This window comes from Coleofasciculus sp. D1-CHI-01, assembly GCF_040218875.1.
In the GTDB taxonomy this organism is placed as follows: Bacteria; Cyanobacteriota; Cyanobacteriia; order Cyanobacteriales; family Coleofasciculaceae; genus Coleofasciculus.
Genome location: NZ_JAVJQP010000071.1, coordinates 14,169 through 31,373 on the forward strand (window position 1 = coordinate 14,169; position 17,205 = coordinate 31,373).

Here is a 17,205-nt window from a genome sequence, read left to right on the forward strand (position 1 = left end):
GATAGGCTTATTGCTACCGACCTACTTAGAATAGACGGTTGCGATCGCACGTCCTATAATTGCCAGTAAAACTCAGGATCAACAGACATGCTTGCCAGGGTTTGGAGTGCTTCGCTAGTCGGCATCGATGCGGTGAAAGTCGGTGTGGAAGTCGATGTGTCAGGCGGACTACCGGGAATTGTTGTTGTGGGATTACCGGATACCGCCGTCCAAGAATCGCGAGAACGGGTGAGGGCGGCGTTAAAAAATGCCGGCTTTGTCTTTCCGATGCGAAAAATCGTGATTAATCTCACCCCAGCCGACTTACGCAAAGAAGGACCCAGCTTTGATTTACCCATTAGTGTGGGGATTCTCGCCGCCTCGCAACAAGTCAATCCTGAATTATTAGGTGATTATCTATTTTTAGGCGAAGTCTCTCTAGATGGCAATTTACGCCCCATTGCGGGAGTCTTACCCATCGCCGCCGCCGCCCAAAGTTTGGGGATTTCGGGGTTAGTCGTACCCGCCGATAATGCCCAGGAAGCCGCCGTGGTGCGTGGATTAGACGTGTACGGATTCAAACATCTGGCTGATGTGGCGGATTTTTTGAATCAACCGGAACGCTATTCCCCAGTAACGATGGATGAATTACCCCAATCATCCTCCTCTCAGTTTACAGGCGGAAACTTAAACGAAGTTAAAGGTCAATCCCATGCGCGTCGGGCGTTAGAAATAGCCGCCGCCGGAGGACATAATTTAATTTTCGTCGGTCCACCGGGAAGCGGTAAAACCATGCTAGCGCGACGATTACCGGGAATTTTACCGCCCTTAAGTTTTGAAGAAGCCCTAGAAGTTACCCAAATTTATTCTGTAGCCGGATTACTCAAAGATAAAGGCAGATTAATCAGACATCGCCCCTTTCGCAGTCCCCACCATTCCGCATCAGGTCCATCATTAGTTGGAGGAGGGAGTTTTCCGCGTCCCGGCGAAATTTCCTTGGCGCATCGAGGGGTATTATTTCTGGATGAGTTAACCGAATTTAAGCGCAATGTATTGGAATTTTTGCGTCAACCTTTAGAAGATGGTTATGTGACCATTTCTCGCACCCGACAGTCTGTCCTATTTCCGGCACAATTTACGTTAGTTGCTAGTACTAATCCCTGTCCCTGTGGTTACTTTGGTGATACCCTGCAACCCTGCACCTGTTCAGCGCGACAACGGGAGAACTATTGGGCAAAACTTTCAGGTCCATTGATGGATCGAATAGATTTACAAGTTGCTGTGAATCGCCTCAAACCCGAAGAGATTACCCGACAGCCCCAAAGCGAATCATCAGAAGCCGTAAGGGAGAGAGTAAAAGTAGCCCGCGATCGCGCCCGTCATCGCTTCAACTCAGAACCCACACTGCGCTGCAATGCCCAGATGCAAAGTGGTCATTTGAGACAATGGTGTCATTTAGCCGATAGTAGTCGTAATCTCTTAGAAGGGGCAATTCGCAAACTTGGACTATCTGCCCGGGCAAGCGATCGCATCCTCAAAGTCGCCCGCACAATTGCCGATTTATCGGGGGCACAGACGCTGCAAACGGCACACATTGCTGAAGCGATCCAGTATCGTACTATTGATCGAATGCAGTAACACAGATTACACAGATTGAATGAGATTCTCCAATTGACTTGAGTCGCCCTTTGTTCAATCCCCGATGTTGGATAATGTTGCTTAGAATTTGAGGATAAGTGTTGAAGCGATGATGGCGCTAAAGCGCCTACTACGAACGGCGATGATGGCGCTAAAGCGCCTACTACGAACGGCGCGATCGCAGCCGCCCAACAAGGTTCTCAACCGGACTTAGCCAAGGTAACACAGTATTTACAAGCGGCGATGAAACAAGATCCGGCTTTTGCCCAAGAGGTGGAACGTTTAGCTGGACAGGTTGTGAACGTCAGTAGTATAGCCGATCAACGGACTCTGAATCAAAAGAGCGATCGTAGTCACAAAACTGTTCAAATCAAAAGCAAAAATGTTGGACAAGTTGGGGATCAGGAAATCTATGCTGACAATATTGAACATCAGGGCAATAATTTCTACTGAGTACTGGTAGAAAATCAGCGCAGCACCCCACCCAATTTAGATGAAATCCGCCCCAGTACCGATAATTGGCAAGGGCGAAGCTTAGAACGCCAAACTATTCGGGATTGGATGGCGGATGGAAATACTCGCTTAATTGGAATTACGGGTATCGGTGGGTTAGGAAAATCGACGCTGGCGGCTAAGATTTACGACGAGGATACTACAGCATTTGACGATAAAGTTTGGGCTGATATTAGCCGTATCGGGTTTACCGAGTTAGCGCGGCGAGTCTTATTTAAATTTGGAGTATCTCCGGAAACCATCGAGGCGATACCTGAACAATCCCTGGGAGATGCATTAGTCAATCATCTACGTCAGGGGCGGTATTTGCTGGTGATGGATAATCTAGAAACCCTGCTGCAATCTGATGATGGGAATAACAAGAATACCTCTATTCATGATGAATCCTATCGGCAGTTTTTCTATGGCTGGCTGGAATGTGGCGGCAAAAGTGTGGTGTTGGTGACAACGAGAGAACGCCTAGATTTGCCACCAATTCGATGTCAATGGTTATCTTTACCGGGATTAGAACCCGTGGAAGGGGCGACGTTATTGCAGGCGTTGGGAATTCGGGGAACCGAGGAGGAATTCGTCGAGTTTTCCCAGAAAGTAGAGGGACATCCGTTATTATTAACGCTGGTGGCTGGGTTTTTATTAGAAGAGGAAGAAGTTGATCCGCAGATTCGGTATTTGCAGCGCTATGGGTTGGCGGATATATCCCATTTATTAACGGATGATAATTTAACTGGATTGCATCGGGGTACAGTTGATATCTGGATGCGGCGGGTGTTGGATGAGAGTTTTGGGCGGATTAGCCAGAGAATGCAGCGATTGGTATTGGGGGTATGTGTTTATCGGATTCCCTTCAATTCAGCGATGGCGCTGGCGCAAATTCATAGTCTCTCTTTTGAACGGGATTTGGAGGTATCTCAACCTCAAAATAAGCAGGAAAGATCCTCTCTAGATTCTTCCTTAGATTCTCCAGATTCTCTTAGCCCCCCTTTTGAAGGGGGGTTGGGGGGATCTAAAAGGGACAACCTCGATAACAAAAGTATTGAGAAAGATTTGCGCCAGTTGGTGAGGCGTTCTTTATTACAGGAAGAAAGAGATAAAGATGGGGGGCGGTGGTTTAAGTTTCAGCCATTGATTCAGGAGTATGCGAAGTACAAAGCGGGAGATTTAACCCAGGCGCATCAACGGGCGATCGATTATTATCGTTTAAATACTCAACAACCTCCTTGGGAAAAAATAGAGGATATAACAGAATATCTGGAACTCTTCAATCACTGGTGTGAACTTCAACAGTATATTCCAGCTTTGAACATTCTGCGCTACTGCAATGAGTTTTTAGCATTGCGTGGGTATAGTCAGATTCAGGTTAAATTGTATAATCAATTAATTGGGGAGTGGAATCGAAGCAAGTTAGATTGGGTATTTGGTGGATTACTTAGAGATTTGGGAACTACTTATTATCATTTAGGAGAATACAAAAAATCCATCGTATACACGCAGCAGTCTTTAGCTATATTTGAGGGAATTGGTAATTGCACTGATATTGCTATTTCTCGGCTGAACTTGGGTAACCTTTATTATTTTATAGGAGATTATAAAAAATCAATAGAATACTCTCAGCAAGCTTTGGATTTATTGAAAAATAACGGCAATTATTTTCGAGATAACTTTCTTTTACAAAAGTACATTGCTATTTGTCTGAATAATTTAGGAAATGCTTACCGTTCACTAGCAGACTATAAACAAGCAATTGAATACCATAAAAAATCTTTGGATTTATTTGAAGAAATTGGCGATCACCTTAACAGTAAAAAGCTCCTGATAAATTTAGGCAATGTTTATTTTTCAATGGCAGAATATAAACAGGTAATTGAATACGATAAAAAATCTTTAGCTATATTGAAAGAGATTGGTGATCAAAGTGGAATTGCTAGTTCTTTGGATAATTTAGGCTGTGTTTGCCGTTCTTTAGGAGAATATCAAAAAGCAATAGACTACCATAAACAGTCATTATTGATTCGTCAGAAAATAGGAAATCGCAGTGGAATTGCTAGTTCTTTATCCAATTTAGGCGCTGTTTACCATTTCCTAGGAGAATACCAACACTCAATTGAATACTATCAACAAGCTTTTGAAATCAAACATGAAATAGGCGATCGCTGTGGTATGGCAGAGATCTTCGTAGGCTTGGGTAATACTTATAGTTGCTTAGGAGAATACCAACGGTCGATTGAATATTATCAGAAAGCTATGGTGATTTGTGAAGAAATTGGTGATCGTAATAGTCTTGCTGTTACTCTAGATAATTTTGGGACTGTTTATCATTACCTTGGGCAATATACAAAAGCGATAAAATATTTTCAGCAATCTTTAGCGATTCAACGAGAAATAGGTAATCGCAGAGGTATAGCTAATGCATTAGTAAATTTAGGTAATACTTATAATTTCTTAGGACAATATCAAGACTCTATTGAAGCTTCAATGGAGTCTTTGACGATTCAACAAAAGATTTGCAATCGCAGAGGTATAGCTAATGCATTAGTAAATTTAGGTAATACTTATAGATTTTTAGGACAATACCAAAATTCAATTGAATACTATCAGCAATCTTTAGCCATTCAACGGGAAGTAGGAGAACGTCGTGCAATTGCTGTATGTCTCAATGATTTAGGCAATGTTTACGGTTCGCTAGAGAACTACCCACTGGCAATTGAACATCATCAGCAGTCTTTGGCAATTCGTGAAGAAATTAATGATCGCTATGGTATTGCTGGTTCTCTACATAATTTAGGCAATGTTTACCGTTCACTAGGAGAATATAAACAAGCCATTCAATACTACCAGCAATCTTTAGTTATATTTGAGGAAATTGATAATCGCATTTACATTGCCTGTTCCTTTGATAATTTAGGCAAGGCTTACCATTCCCTAGGGGAAGATAAACTGGCAATTGAATATCATCAGCAGTCTTTGGCGATTCGTGAAGAAATTCGTGATCGCTATGGCATGGCTGAATCTCTGAATGATTTAGGCAATGTTTACCGTTCACTAGGAGAATATAAACAAGCCATTCAATATTACCAGCAATCTTTAGTTATATTTGAGAAAGTCGGTAATCGCATTTGCATTGCTATTTCTTTAATAAATTTAGGGACGGCTTACTATAGCACTGGATACTATAAACAAGCAATAGAGTACTATCAGCAGTCTTTGATGATTTTTCAAGAAATCGGAAATCGCCGTGAGATTGCCATAACTCTGCAAAAATTAGCTCAAGCCTATCATCGATGCGGTAGAGTGAAGGAAGGATTTGCCGCTGCGTATCAAGCCACCCAAATATTACAAGAACTGGGTCTTCCTCTTGATGCGATGCCTTATCCCCAGTGGCTCAAATCAGCGATTAAATTTGCTCAACGGGGTAAACTGCATCTAGTCTTATGCTTCATGGCTGGATTAATCGCATTTCCCTTTGCCCTACTTGCATTTACCACCCTAATCCTATGGCGAATCATCCGCGCCTCCATCAAGCGCTCGCCTCAGCACCAATGAGAAACAATCGAACAGATAAACCACCTATCATATAATTTCCACCTACTTCTCCCCACCTCGACAAATTCCCCTCAATACCGCCAATCCCTCTGCGTACCTCTGCGTTTCCCTCTGCGTCCTCTGCGTTAAAAAAACATCATTTCGATACCGACACATCGGACATTGTAAGGCACTAAAGTGCCAACTACAAACTAGCGCGATCGCTCAAATGGGTTCAAGATCCTCAAGCCATCAATACGGCGAAAGTCGTCCACATTTCGAGTCACTAATGTAAAATCCTGGGTCAAAGCACAAGCAGCAATCAAAGCATCTGCTAACCTAACACGATAATTACGCCGGATTTCCGCAGCACCGTCTAAAACAGCTTCAGTCAATAAAACACATCGAAGTGTTCGTAAAAACTCTCGCATCAAATTAGCCTCAGCCTCAGTTAAATTCGGGTAGCATAGCAACTCCACCCAACTAATCGGGCAATAGCCTCCTATTGCATCACCGACTTGAATTTCCTCAAATATAGGCTGCACTGCTGGCTCATCGTTGAAGTAATAAATTAGAATGTTTGTATCCAAAAGATAACTATTATTCATTCCATTCTTGTCTGAGTGAATTCTGAAATTCTACAGCATCCACACGCTTGGGCAAAAATCCCCGCCATTTCCCAAAATTTCCTCTTGTTTTTTCTGTACCATCAAATAACCCTATTAATGGATCAGACTCAACATCAATATCTACGACTGATGAAGGCGTTTCCTGAGATAGGTTAATTTGTTGGCGAATTAACCTTGACAACGCTTCAATTAATTGCACTTTCTCATCAAGAGTGAGGTTGCCCGATAGACGGAGTACCTCGTTATAATTAGCCATAGAGTCTTTCCTTGAACAACATTCCTTTGAACACTTATTTTAGCCCAAATAGCTATGTAGGATGGGCAAAGATTGTCAACCGGAAAATGCCGATAGTAGGGTGGGTTTCGACTTCGCTCAACCCACCAGCCTAAGCTGTTCGGCATTTATAGCAAATCGCTCTGGTGTATTTACAACTCCCGTACCTGAAACTGAGTCCAGATGAGATGTTCGTACAAACAAAGTGTAACTAGACCAGCGCGAAGCGCTATAAACCTTCATGTCAATAATGGCGAAATCCTTGTAGTGCGTTAAGCGAAGCCATGCCGCAGGCTTTGCATCTTGCTCGCTACTAATACCCAATTTAAATGCATGACAGCCTACCAGTCAGTACCATGGGTTGTCATCAGCGATGGGACTTGAATCGGGCGCAAGGATAGTGCCCCGACAAGGTGGTGAATAAACGGGAGCTTGTAACATCTCGTTACAATTAACTTGGCGCGATCGCACTCGACCTGCTGAAAATGATAAGGATAAAGTTAAGGGTTCCTGAACCCTCTACAATGATGAACGTTTGATTCAAGGAGTATCCGCCTAATGTTGCCATACGTCCTCGCGTTGGTTATCGGTCTTGGTAGCTTTGCCTATTACATGGCAGCATTCTTTTTTCCCGAAGTTCACCGTAAAAGCGACTTCCTCTGGAGTGGTGTAGGATTTTTCTACGCCCTCGTCTTGTGGGTATGTGCGGGACGGATTACGGGGGCGGTACTCCTGAGTCAACTCGCTAGTGTATCTCTATTAGGATGGTTAGGCTGGCAAACTCTGATGCTGCGGCGACAGTTGGCGTTACCTGAAGCCCAAACCGAAATTTCGCCCCAAGTTCAGGAAAAAATAGCTAGTTCTGGGATGTTCCAACTGGCAAAAAGTCTAGTTGTTCAACCCGTCGCCCGGGTGTTCCGTAGAAAACCCGTTGCGCCAACCCCCGTCGTGACTGAACCAGAACCTGTGACAGAACCCGCCACGCCAGAGACGGAAATCGCCCCAGCCAAAACGGAAATTGGCGAACCCTTCTCTGGGACAGTTACGGAAATAATAGAGGAAGTGCAACCCCCATCGGAAGAACGCGATGTTCCCGTCGCCTCTCCCACAGAGGTAAGCGAGGAAACCCCAGAGGAAACCCCAGAGGAACCCCTAGAGGAACCCGTAATCGCGGATATCACCGAACCGACTCAAGTCACGGAAACAGTAGAAACAACGCCAACTGAACGGGTTGAGGAACCCGCTGAGGAAACAACCCCGCCAGAACCGATAGGGGAATTTGCCCCAGACGAGTCTCCAACCCAGACACCCCTAGAAGAATGGACGTTAACCGAGACATCTGTAGCCGAGACACCCCTAGAGGAACAGACGTTAACTGAGACACCGACAGCAGAGAAATCAACAGACGCACAGAGGTTAACTGAGACACCTGTAGCCGAAACACCCACCCAACCCGTCCAGAAACAAACCAAACAACGTCAGGGAATTAGGGGATTTTTCAATAAGTTTTTAGGCAAAGGGAAGGCAAAACCCGCTAAAACGAAGGAACCGCAGACAGTATCAGATGATATTTCCACCTCACCCACACCAGAAATCCCTGAATCTAGTCCGTCAGACACCCCACTCGACGCTTCCCCAACTCCAAGTCAGGGTATAGAAGAAACAGCCGCAGCGGAGGAAACCCTAGCCGACGAAACCCCAGCGGAAACCCAAATTGTTGACGTTATCCCAGCAGCAGAAACACCAACAACGGAACCGAAACTCACACAGAACCCAGACATCCAACCCTCAGAAACCCCCGAAGAATCCGCGACTGAGGTGACTCAACCCGCTGACTCAGAACCCCTGATGCGCCCGAATCCGCCTGAACCCGAACAGGTAGACGCGGCGAACCCATTACCCAAACCGGAATCCTCACAGTCTCCAGACATCCCGGTCGCAGAAATTGCCCCAGAATCGCCATTATCGCCCCCCCCTGAACCTATTGGAGAGGGTGACGCCAAAACCCGACAATCTCAAGATTCAGAAAATCCTCCCCAGTAAAGTTGAAAGGATGGCAAATTCTCACCCATAATGTAGGGATAGATAAAGCTGCTTATTGTAAAAAGGGATAATGGGGACTAATCCCAACTCCCCCAAACGTACAACCACTAACCAACAGGTCGAACTGTGACAGAAGCTAAATCCTACAAAGACACCGTAAATCTGCCCCAAACTGAATTTAGTATGCGGGCAAACGCGGTCAAACGGGAACCGGAACTCCAACAATTTTGGCAAGACCAACAAATTTATCAGCGACTGTCACAGACGAATCCCGGTGATAGTTTCATCTTGCATGATGGTCCCCCCTACGCGAATGGGGCGCTGCATATGGGACACGCCCTAAATAAAATTCTTAAAGATATCATCAATAAATATAAGCTGCTGCAAGGGTATAAAGTTCGCTACATTCCTGGCTGGGATTGCCATGGCTTACCCATTGAACTGAAAGTCCTGCAAGCCATGGACCCAGAAGACCGACAAGCCCTAACCCCGATAAAACTGCGGCGCAAAGCCCGAAAATTTGCCCAGAAAACGGTTGATCAGCAACGCCAAGGGTTTCAACGCTATGGTGTATGGGGAGACTGGGATAACCCTTATCTTACCTTAACCCCGGAATACGAAGCCGCGCAAATTGGCGTATTCGGTCAGATGGTACTAAAAGGGTATATCTATCGGGGAATGAAGCCTGTTCATTGGAGTCCCAGTTCCCAAACCGCCTTGGCAGAAGCGGAGTTAGAATATCCAGAAGGGCATACCTCCCGCAGTCTTTATGCCGCGTTTCCCCTGACCAAAGCCACCGACTCTGTGGAAGCGAAGCTAAAACCCTATTTAGTAGATTTGGGTGTCGCCATCTGGACAACTACCCCCTGGACAATTCCCGGTAACTTAGCCGTGGCGGTTAATCCCGAACTCACCTACGCGGTGGTGGAAGTATCGGAGAAATCAGTCAGTCAGGAGGCGGAGAAATCCTCGAAACCCAGTAAGACAAAGGCAAAAGGATTTGCGCCAACTCAAGACGAGGAATCCCCAGAATCAGACTCCACCGACTTAGACACAGAAACCGAAGGGTTTAAATACTTAATCGTGGCGGCGGAATTAGTGGAACGCCTGTCTCAAACCCTGGATAAAGACCTAACCGTCAAAACCACGCTGAAAGGAGAAGAATTAGAACAGTGTACCTATCGCCATCCCCTGTTTGACCGAGAAAGTCCAATTGTAATTGGTGGCGATTACATTACCACAGAATCGGGAACCGGATTAGTTCATACTGCACCCGGTCATGGTCAAGAAGATTATATCGTCGGTCAGCGCTACAATTTACCGATTATCTCTCCCGTGGATGGAAATGGAGATTTTACCACCGAAGCCGGACCATTTGCCGGATTAAATGTGCTGCGGAATGCGAATCCAGCGGTGATTGACGCCCTGAAAGAGGCGGGTTCGTTCCTGAAAGAGGAAAACTACATCCATAAATATCCCTACGATTGGCGCACCAAAGAACCAACTATCTTCCGGGCGACGGAACAATGGTTTGCGTCGGTGGATGGCTTCCGGGAAGAAGTGATGAAGGCGATTCAATCCGTTAATTGGATTCCTTCCCAAGGCGAAAACCGGATTACCGCCATGGTGTCGGAACGTTCCGATTGGTGTATTTCGCGCCAACGGAGTTGGGGTGTACCGATTCCGGTGTTTTATGACGAGGAGACGAATGAACCCCTGTTGACAGAAGAAACCATTGCCCACGTCCAAAAGATTATTGCTGAAAAAGGGTCAGATGCGTGGTGGGAATTGCCCGTAACTGAATTATTGCCCGAATCCTACCAGAATAATGGTCGCACCTACCGCAAAGGAACCGATACGATGGATGTCTGGTTTGACTCCGGTTCGTCTTGGGCGGGAGTTGTGCAAGAACGAGAGGAATTATCCTACCCTGTAGATATGTACCTGGAAGGGTCAGACCAACATCGGGGGTGGTTCCAATCCAGTATCCTCACCAGTGTGGCGACAAATGGCTGTGCGCCCTATAAATCAGTGCTAACCCACGGCTTTGTTCTGGATGAACAAGGACGTAAAATGAGTAAATCCGTGGGGAATGTGGTAGACCCCGCAACAATTATTGAAGGCGGAAAGAATCATAAACAGGAACCGCCCTATGGGGCGGATTTACTGCGGCTGTGGGTGTCTTCGGTGGACTATTCGGTGGATGTTCCCATTGGTCAAGGAATACTCAAGCAGCTTTCCGATATTTATCGCAAGATTCGCAATACAGCGCGGTTTTTATTGGGGAATTTGCATGATTTTGACCCCGCTAAAAATGCGGTGGCGTATGAACAGTTACCGGAATTAGACCGTTATATGCTGCACCGGATAACGGAGGTGTTTGGTGAGGTGACGGAGGCGTTTGACAGTTATCAGTTTTTCCGCTTCTTCCAAACGGTGCAGAATTTCTGTGTGGTGGATTTGTCCAACTTTTATTTGGATATGGCAAAAGACCGCCTGTATATCAGCCACCCGGATTCGGTACGACGCCGCAGTTGTCAGACGGTATTAGCGATCGCACTGGAAAATTTAGCTCGATCCATCGCGCCTGTATTATGCCATACAGCAGAAGATATTTGGCAATATCTGCCTTATCCCACCCCCTATAAATCGGTGTTTGAGTCGGGATGGGTGCAGTTAGATGAAACCTGGAAAAAGCCAGAATTGGTGGAGAAATGGACAAGGTTACGGGCGATTCGCACCGAGGTGAATAAGGTGTTAGAACAAGCTAGGGCACAGAAGATGATAGGTTCTTCTCTAGAAGCGAAAGTCTTGCTTCATGTCCCCGATACGCAATTACGCCAACAGTTGCGGAAATTAAACCCCAGTGGGATTCCGCGTCTGTGGTTGCAAACGCCGAAACCGGAACTGATGGTGAGGGAACAGGAACCGGAAGCAGCATTAGCTTCAGAAACATTGTCCTCAGACACAGGGGAACAAGAGTGGAATGTTAATCAAATTCTGTCCACTGTCTTGACGACACTACGCCAGGTGTTCAGCGAAAATCAGCGAGTATGGTTAACGGTGGGAGTCGTGGTAGGGGTACCGATTACCTTAAAAGTAACCGCAACCGTATTAGCTTCGATCGCACGTTTACCCTTAATCGGTGATATGTTGCAACTGGTGGGGGTTGGCTACAGTGCTTGGTTTGTCAATCGCTATTTACTCCGCGCCCCTAATCGGCAAGAATTAGTCCAGAAAGCGCGATCGCTAAAAACAGAGGTATTGGGTGAAGGTTCTCCCCAACTGGAACCCGAAACGACGGAACCTGAAGCCGAACCTCCAGCGCCAGTACAACCCCAACCCCAACCCAGAATTCTAGGGGAACGGTTTACGGTTCTCAGTAACGGGGTGGATGAGTTGCGCTATCTATTTTTAGCCTCCCAAGTTGAGGTGTTAGATTCCCCGGATGCGATTGAAAATGCGGACTATCGCAGTCAGTCGGAACAAGTTTGGGTAGGGGTTGTCAAAGCAGAGGGGGAAAAGTGCGATCGTTGCTGGAACTATTCCCCGTTTGTGGGTAAAATTATCGAGCATCCCACCATTTGTGAACGGTGTCGGGCGGCGTTGGCAGGTCAATGGTAAATTGTCATTCGTCATTTGTCATTTGTCCTTTGTCATTCGTTCAATCAAGGAATTCTCGCCTTAAAAACCGGCTCTCCCGTACTTGGAGTGATAAGCAGAGCTTATTATCGCTGGAAAAATCACGCTGGCTTTATTGTCAAGAGCTTTTTTTTAAAGATTGTGTGAAGATTAACTGCTAGGTCAGTAGGATGCTTTATCATAACTTTATCTTATAATTAAAATGTGTTTGCGTTGTTTCAGAAATTCTATTTGTTTAAGAAAAGTAAATTTTAGTTTTAAGTTTTTTTTGACTAATTTTGCGAATTTCCTTGAAGTAAAGCAACTCCAGCACTCTGGCTGTATAAAACAGATTAGGGTGTTGGTTAATAATTGTCTGTAAATATATATTTTTTTTATACATAAAGTAATTAAAGAGTTGATGAAGATGGCTTTTATGGAATCGACCTCATCTAAAGAGAAAAGTATTATTAAGATAGCAAATTTAAAATGAGTTAAAAAATGATTAGCATCTATCGCAAAACAGTAGTTACCTTAGCTGGAATGCTTTTTGTCAGTTTTGGGATCACTAAAACAGCAAGTGCTTTTTCCCTTACACCTCAATATTCTTCGCTGGATTTTAGGGTAAAATCTAGTGCTGGACTTGGTGCTGGTGAAGTGTTTGTCGAGGACGTAGATTTAGATAATCAGTTTGGCACAATTAATTTATTAAATGGGTCAGTCAGTGCCTTAGCTACTTCTAACGGTCATAGCATACTAACTACAGCCGAGGGAACATCTGAGTGGACTAATAGCTCTGAAGGTTTGGTAAATCTTTTTAATATAGGCTGGAATATTGATGGGCGTGTTCCTGGCACAACTTCGGCAAGCGCAAACTGGCTTTACAGTTTTACTGCTCATGAGGATGGAATATTTGTTCTTGACTTTGAAATTACGGGTTTCGGTACATCTTTAATAGGAACATTTGGTCTAAATGGTTGGATTCTTGAATGGTCTGGATTTGAACCTAATGAAAATGTTGGATACGATCCTGATGAGAATCCTGATGCTCGTCCAGACTATCCCATATCAGGAACAATAACGCGAACAGTTCAGTCAGGTGTCACTTACACTGTTCGTTTGCGTGATCGCGGTGCAAATGTCGCCAGTACATCGTTGTTGAGTGGCATTACGCAGAGAAGTGGTATTTTTAAGTGGAAAGTGGTTGAGGCTACTGAACCTGTTCCTGTCCCAGAATCCTCTTCTGCTTTGGGTCTTCTAGCCTTTAGTGCTTTAGGAGCAAGTTCAGTCAGGCGAGTAACTAAATCATAGCAGGGTTGTTTCATTTATTGGCAGCCGCGTAAACTGAAGGGATCAAGATGCAGATTCAAACCGTGATTAGCGCTACGAGGTACGGAAAGGACATCAGTTAGTCCAAGAGGGAACAGGGAACAGGGAACAGGGAACAGGGAACGGTAAGGGAGCATCCCAATTTGGCACGTTGACTCTTTGAATTGGGCTGCAACCCTTGCAATTGCGTTACTTGAGGTAATACTTTATCCAAAACAGGATGCTCCCTGTTCAGTCACCGACAAAAGTTCCGTCCCCCAGTGAGAGTTTAGCGTTAAAAGTACCCTGAATCTCAGTTGCCATTTTCGGTACGCACAGATAGAGTTTTCCCGGAAGGTAATCCCCCTGTCGTTGACCAATCTGCAAAAATACTCGGTAATCTAGGTCGTCAAGTGTACTGTAATCCCACAACGTATAATAATCGACATCTGAATCCTCTTGCAGATTTTTCACATACTCCGTCGCATCAACACGATAATCCCAGATACTTTCGCGTTCTGTGCCGTATCTTCCTCCGTAAGCATAGGTTGTTCCTTCCGCCTTGGACGTGTAATACTCTATCGGTTCTACAGGAGATGAAGCACCAATGAGTATGTCAAAGATAAATAACACTGTGATTGCCTGCGGATCAAGATTTCCATGCTGTATCCGTAGTTTTGGAAATGAGATGTCTGACTTGTCTAAGGAAAACCTGCGCCCATAAACTTGACCAGAGACAGGAGTATTTGGTATTTCCTCTACTGTTGGTATTTCTGGACAATTAATCGGTTCCGGTGGAGGGATTAGCTGGGGGCGAGATTGTCCGAGAAAGGGAATGCTGTCTCCTGAACAACTCGCCATTGTTATAGTCGCTAACATGACTACAACATTTATTCTGGTTTGAGACTTCATTTTCGGCTTACGTCTAAAATGATTAATTAGGAATTTGAAATTAAATTCATACTAAGTTGCCTTCACACGTATAACTCTCTTATTCTCTTATTCTCTTATTCTCTGTGTTCTGTAGTGACTCTGTGGTTCACCAAATTCTACGTTAGACTGCAACTTGGTATTAGTCATCGACAAAAGTTCCGTTAGGGGGTGATAGTTTAGCGTTAAACGTTCCTTGAATCTCAGTTGCAGCTTCCGGTATGCACAAATAGAGTTTGCCCGGAAGGTAATCTCCCTGTCGCTGACCAATCTGCAAAAATACCCGGTAATCTGGATAGTCAAGCGAAGTACTGTAAGACCACAATATATAATGATCGCCATCTGAATTATCTTGCAGATTCTTTACATACTCCGTCGCGGCAACACGGTAATCCCAGATACTTTCACGTTCTGTGCCATATCTTCCTCCGTAAGCATAAGTTGTTCCTTCCGCCTTGGAGGTGTAGTATTCTATCGGTTCTACAGGAGATGAAGATTCAACTGGGTCAAAATATGAAGATCCAACTGGGATGTCAAAACTAAATCGCACTGTGATTGCCTGCGGATCAAGATTACCCTGTTGTATCCGTAAATAAAGAAGAGAAATATCTGACTTGTCTAAGGAAAACTTGCGCCCATAAACTTGACCAGAAACAGGAGTATTTGGTATTTCTTCAACCGTTGGTATTTCTGGACAATTAATCGGTTCCGGCGGAGGGATTGGCTGGGGGCGCGATTGTCCGAGAAAGGGGATGCTGTCTCCTGAACAACTTGCCATTGTTATGGCAGCTACTATTATTACAAGGTCTATTCTTGTTCGAGGTTTCATTTTCGGCTTATTTTCTCATTGTTGCAAAGGCATATTCACTCGCTCATTTTCATGTTTAGTAACATAGCTATGACTACCATCATCAGGATCGACGTCTTTACTCTTAACTTTTTGAGAGACATAAACGCCATCTGGAGTATGATTGCCATCACCTCCGGATTCAATGGGATTACCACCTGCATTCCCCGCAGAACTTATATAGAGAGAAATCTCATGAGTGTGGGCATAGTAGCTGTTGGTTCCGCCTAAAGAAAACTCTTCAATATTTGCCTTAAAATCCTGTTCACTGCTGAAATTGGTGCCAATATTGGCATTTGCTTCTACAGGAAGCAGTTTTTTAATTGGCAAGCTTCCAGAAGCACCGAGACTTCCCTCGAGTTGCCGACGATTATGAACGCCAAAGTTGAAATTCATGTTAGGTGTTTCCCAGGTTTTAGCATTCTTTAAGATGTAGGTGGCACTAAACTTGTATCCTTCATGTCCTCCCCCGAAATCTTTTGGTTCTGTTTTGGCACTGGAAACCATTAACCGAACGTGGCTACCAACGGTTTTGTCACCGAGAAATAATCGTGGTGTTCCTTGGAATTTACCTTGGGTTGCGCCCAATGTGGCAGAGATTCTGGGATTGATGTAATAGGTTCCCTCGCTGCCTAAGTTTCCGCCTCTTCCCGCCAAAGCACTGCCAAAATTTCTCTCATCAATCAATTTGACCTCTGCGGATGCCCAAACATCTTGCCCGATCGCACTCGGTTGTCGCGGTGCATTTTCGGCTTGTGCCATTACCGAAGGCATCGACGGCGCGATCGCCGTGTCTCCTGTATACTCTCCTAATAAAGGTTCAGCCGACTTGCCAGCTACTACGGCATCGGCTACCGAATTGGCGTGCTGTTCATACTTATCCCCCACCTGCCCCAAACCATCCTTCAGTTGCACCTTCCCAGATTTTTGCTGCACCACATGAGCAGCTTCATGGGCAGCTAATCCGACACTCGGAGTCTTGGCAAAGGCAATCCGATTTCCAGAGGTATAAGCCGCTGCCCCCAACTTCTGAGATGCCGCCGCCGCCTCTTTACCCATATACGCTTGAACATGGGACAAGTCTTGACCAAATGACTGTTGGATTTTATCCAGGTGTGGTAGTCGTCTCGGTGTCCCCCTAAATCCATCAGCGGCAATGTCTTGGGGTGACTTTTGTTGCACCGCCTCCCCATTGTCTTTAAGTTGCACACCATCTTCGGCTTCACCGTGGACATCTTTGGGCTGGAGGGCTTGCATTTGCGCCTGTCTTTGAATTGCCTCATCCATCCCCTCAAGCAGCTTTGCCTGAATTAAATCTCTCTGATCACTCGAATAAGCGCGAGTCACCTTTCCAGAAGCAGACGGTTGTTTGGCTTGTGCCTGTACAGGAAATCGCGGTGGTGCAAACCCTGTAGCACTATCTTTGGGCGCAGGAGTGGGTGGAATAAACGAAGGTTTCTTCTGTTGAGCTTCTTGCATGACCTGATGACTATATAACTTGCATATATGCTGTATATAAAAATTATATCGGACAAATTCGACTTCCACGTCAGGGGTTCTACCCATTCTATGACTTCTACAGTAATAGATTGGTACAAAGCCAATTATCAATATTTGATCACATCGGTTAACCGAGTCTATCGTCATCTTGAATGCTATATTTCCCACAAACAGAATCAGAAAACTGATCCAAACCCCAATCTCCCCCCACCGGAAACGCCCAACTCGGCGATTCCCTTTGCCTTGGATATCCTCTGCACCCAATTCGGCTTATCGGCTTGCGATCGCGATATCCTTCTCCTATGTGTAGGCATAGAACTCAACCCCGATTTTCCGTTACTCACGGCTACAGCCGCTAGCCCTTCAGAAATGTCGATATAGGTCGAATAAATGCCGGAAAACTC

At 45.2% G+C, this 17,205-nt stretch carries 12 protein-coding genes; 7 read left to right on the forward strand and 5 right to left on the reverse strand.

What is annotated here, in order from left to right; all coding sequences use genetic code 11:
• Positions 1–87: 87 nt before the first annotated feature.
• From RIB93_RS12880 to RIB93_RS12890, 3 genes are all read left to right on the forward strand, one after another.
• Positions 88–1,617: a YifB family Mg chelatase-like AAA ATPase gene (locus RIB93_RS12880; protein WP_446373162.1), complete on the forward strand. Its 1,530-nt coding sequence runs from the start codon at positions 88–90 to the stop codon at positions 1,615–1,617.
• A gap of 243 nt (positions 1,618–1,860) precedes the next feature.
• Positions 1,861–2,070, forward strand: coding sequence for a hypothetical protein (locus tag RIB93_RS12885; protein ID WP_446373163.1), 210 nt, complete (start codon positions 1,861–1,863; stop codon positions 2,068–2,070).
• A gap of 108 nt (positions 2,071–2,178) precedes the next feature.
• A complete protein-coding gene (locus tag RIB93_RS12890) occupies positions 2,179–5,670 on the forward strand; it encodes a tetratricopeptide repeat protein (RefSeq protein ID WP_446373164.1) in 3,492 nt (1,163 codons plus the stop codon).
• Positions 5,671–5,861: 191 nt separating this feature from the next.
• Here the strand turns inward: RIB93_RS12890 and RIB93_RS12895 are convergent, their stop codons facing one another.
• Together RIB93_RS12895 and RIB93_RS12900 are read right to left on the reverse strand one after the other, a co-directional pair.
• The gene (locus RIB93_RS12895) at positions 5,862–6,257 is read right to left on the reverse strand and encodes a type II toxin-antitoxin system VapC family toxin (protein ID WP_446373165.1); all 396 of its coding nucleotides are present in this window, start codon (positions 6,255–6,257) and stop codon (positions 5,862–5,864) included.
• Positions 6,250–6,534, reverse strand: a complete 285-nt coding sequence (locus tag RIB93_RS12900) for a hypothetical protein (protein ID WP_446373166.1) — start codon at positions 6,532–6,534, stop codon at positions 6,250–6,252. Before RIB93_RS12900 ends, RIB93_RS12895 begins: the two co-directional genes overlap by 8 nt.
• A 576-nt stretch (positions 6,535–7,110) precedes the next feature.
• On the opposite strand from RIB93_RS12900, the gene RIB93_RS12905 reads away from it, so the two are divergent.
• The 3 genes from RIB93_RS12905 (at position 7,111) to RIB93_RS12915 (ending at position 13,527) form a co-directional block, all read left to right on the forward strand.
• Complete coding sequence (locus RIB93_RS12905; RefSeq protein ID WP_446373167.1) at positions 7,111–8,595, forward strand: Ycf66 family protein; 1,485 nt, start codon at positions 7,111–7,113, stop codon at positions 8,593–8,595.
• Between the two features lie 126 nt (positions 8,596–8,721).
• Positions 8,722–12,219, forward strand: coding sequence for an isoleucine--tRNA ligase (gene ileS / locus RIB93_RS12910; RefSeq protein WP_446373168.1), 3,498 nt, complete (start codon positions 8,722–8,724; stop codon positions 12,217–12,219).
• Positions 12,220–12,717: 498 nt separating this feature from the next.
• Complete coding sequence (locus tag RIB93_RS12915) at positions 12,718–13,527, forward strand: hypothetical protein (RefSeq protein ID WP_446373169.1); 810 nt, start codon at positions 12,718–12,720, stop codon at positions 13,525–13,527.
• Between the two features lie 249 nt (positions 13,528–13,776).
• On the opposite strand, the gene RIB93_RS12920 is transcribed toward RIB93_RS12915, so the two are convergent.
• The 3 genes from RIB93_RS12920 to RIB93_RS12930 all read right to left on the reverse strand — a co-directional run bounded on the left by RIB93_RS12920 (position 13,777) and on the right by RIB93_RS12930 (position 16,780).
• The gene (locus tag RIB93_RS12920; protein ID WP_446373170.1) at positions 13,777–14,436 is read right to left on the reverse strand and encodes a hypothetical protein; all 660 of its coding nucleotides are present in this window, start codon (positions 14,434–14,436) and stop codon (positions 13,777–13,779) included.
• Between the two features lie 160 nt (positions 14,437–14,596).
• Positions 14,597–15,232, reverse strand: a complete 636-nt coding sequence (locus tag RIB93_RS12925) for a hypothetical protein (protein ID WP_446373171.1) — start codon at positions 15,230–15,232, stop codon at positions 14,597–14,599.
• 66 nt (positions 15,233–15,298) lie between these two features.
• The gene (locus RIB93_RS12930; protein ID WP_446373172.1) at positions 15,299–16,780 is read right to left on the reverse strand and encodes an eCIS core domain-containing protein; all 1,482 of its coding nucleotides are present in this window, start codon (positions 16,778–16,780) and stop codon (positions 15,299–15,301) included.
• A gap of 90 nt (positions 16,781–16,870) precedes the next feature.
• On the opposite strand from RIB93_RS12930, the gene RIB93_RS12935 reads away from it, so the two are divergent.
• On the forward strand, positions 16,871–17,182 hold the full coding sequence (locus RIB93_RS12935; protein ID WP_446373173.1) for a hypothetical protein: 312 nt from the start codon (positions 16,871–16,873) through the stop codon (positions 17,180–17,182).
• The last annotated feature ends 23 nt before the right edge of the window (positions 17,183–17,205 follow it).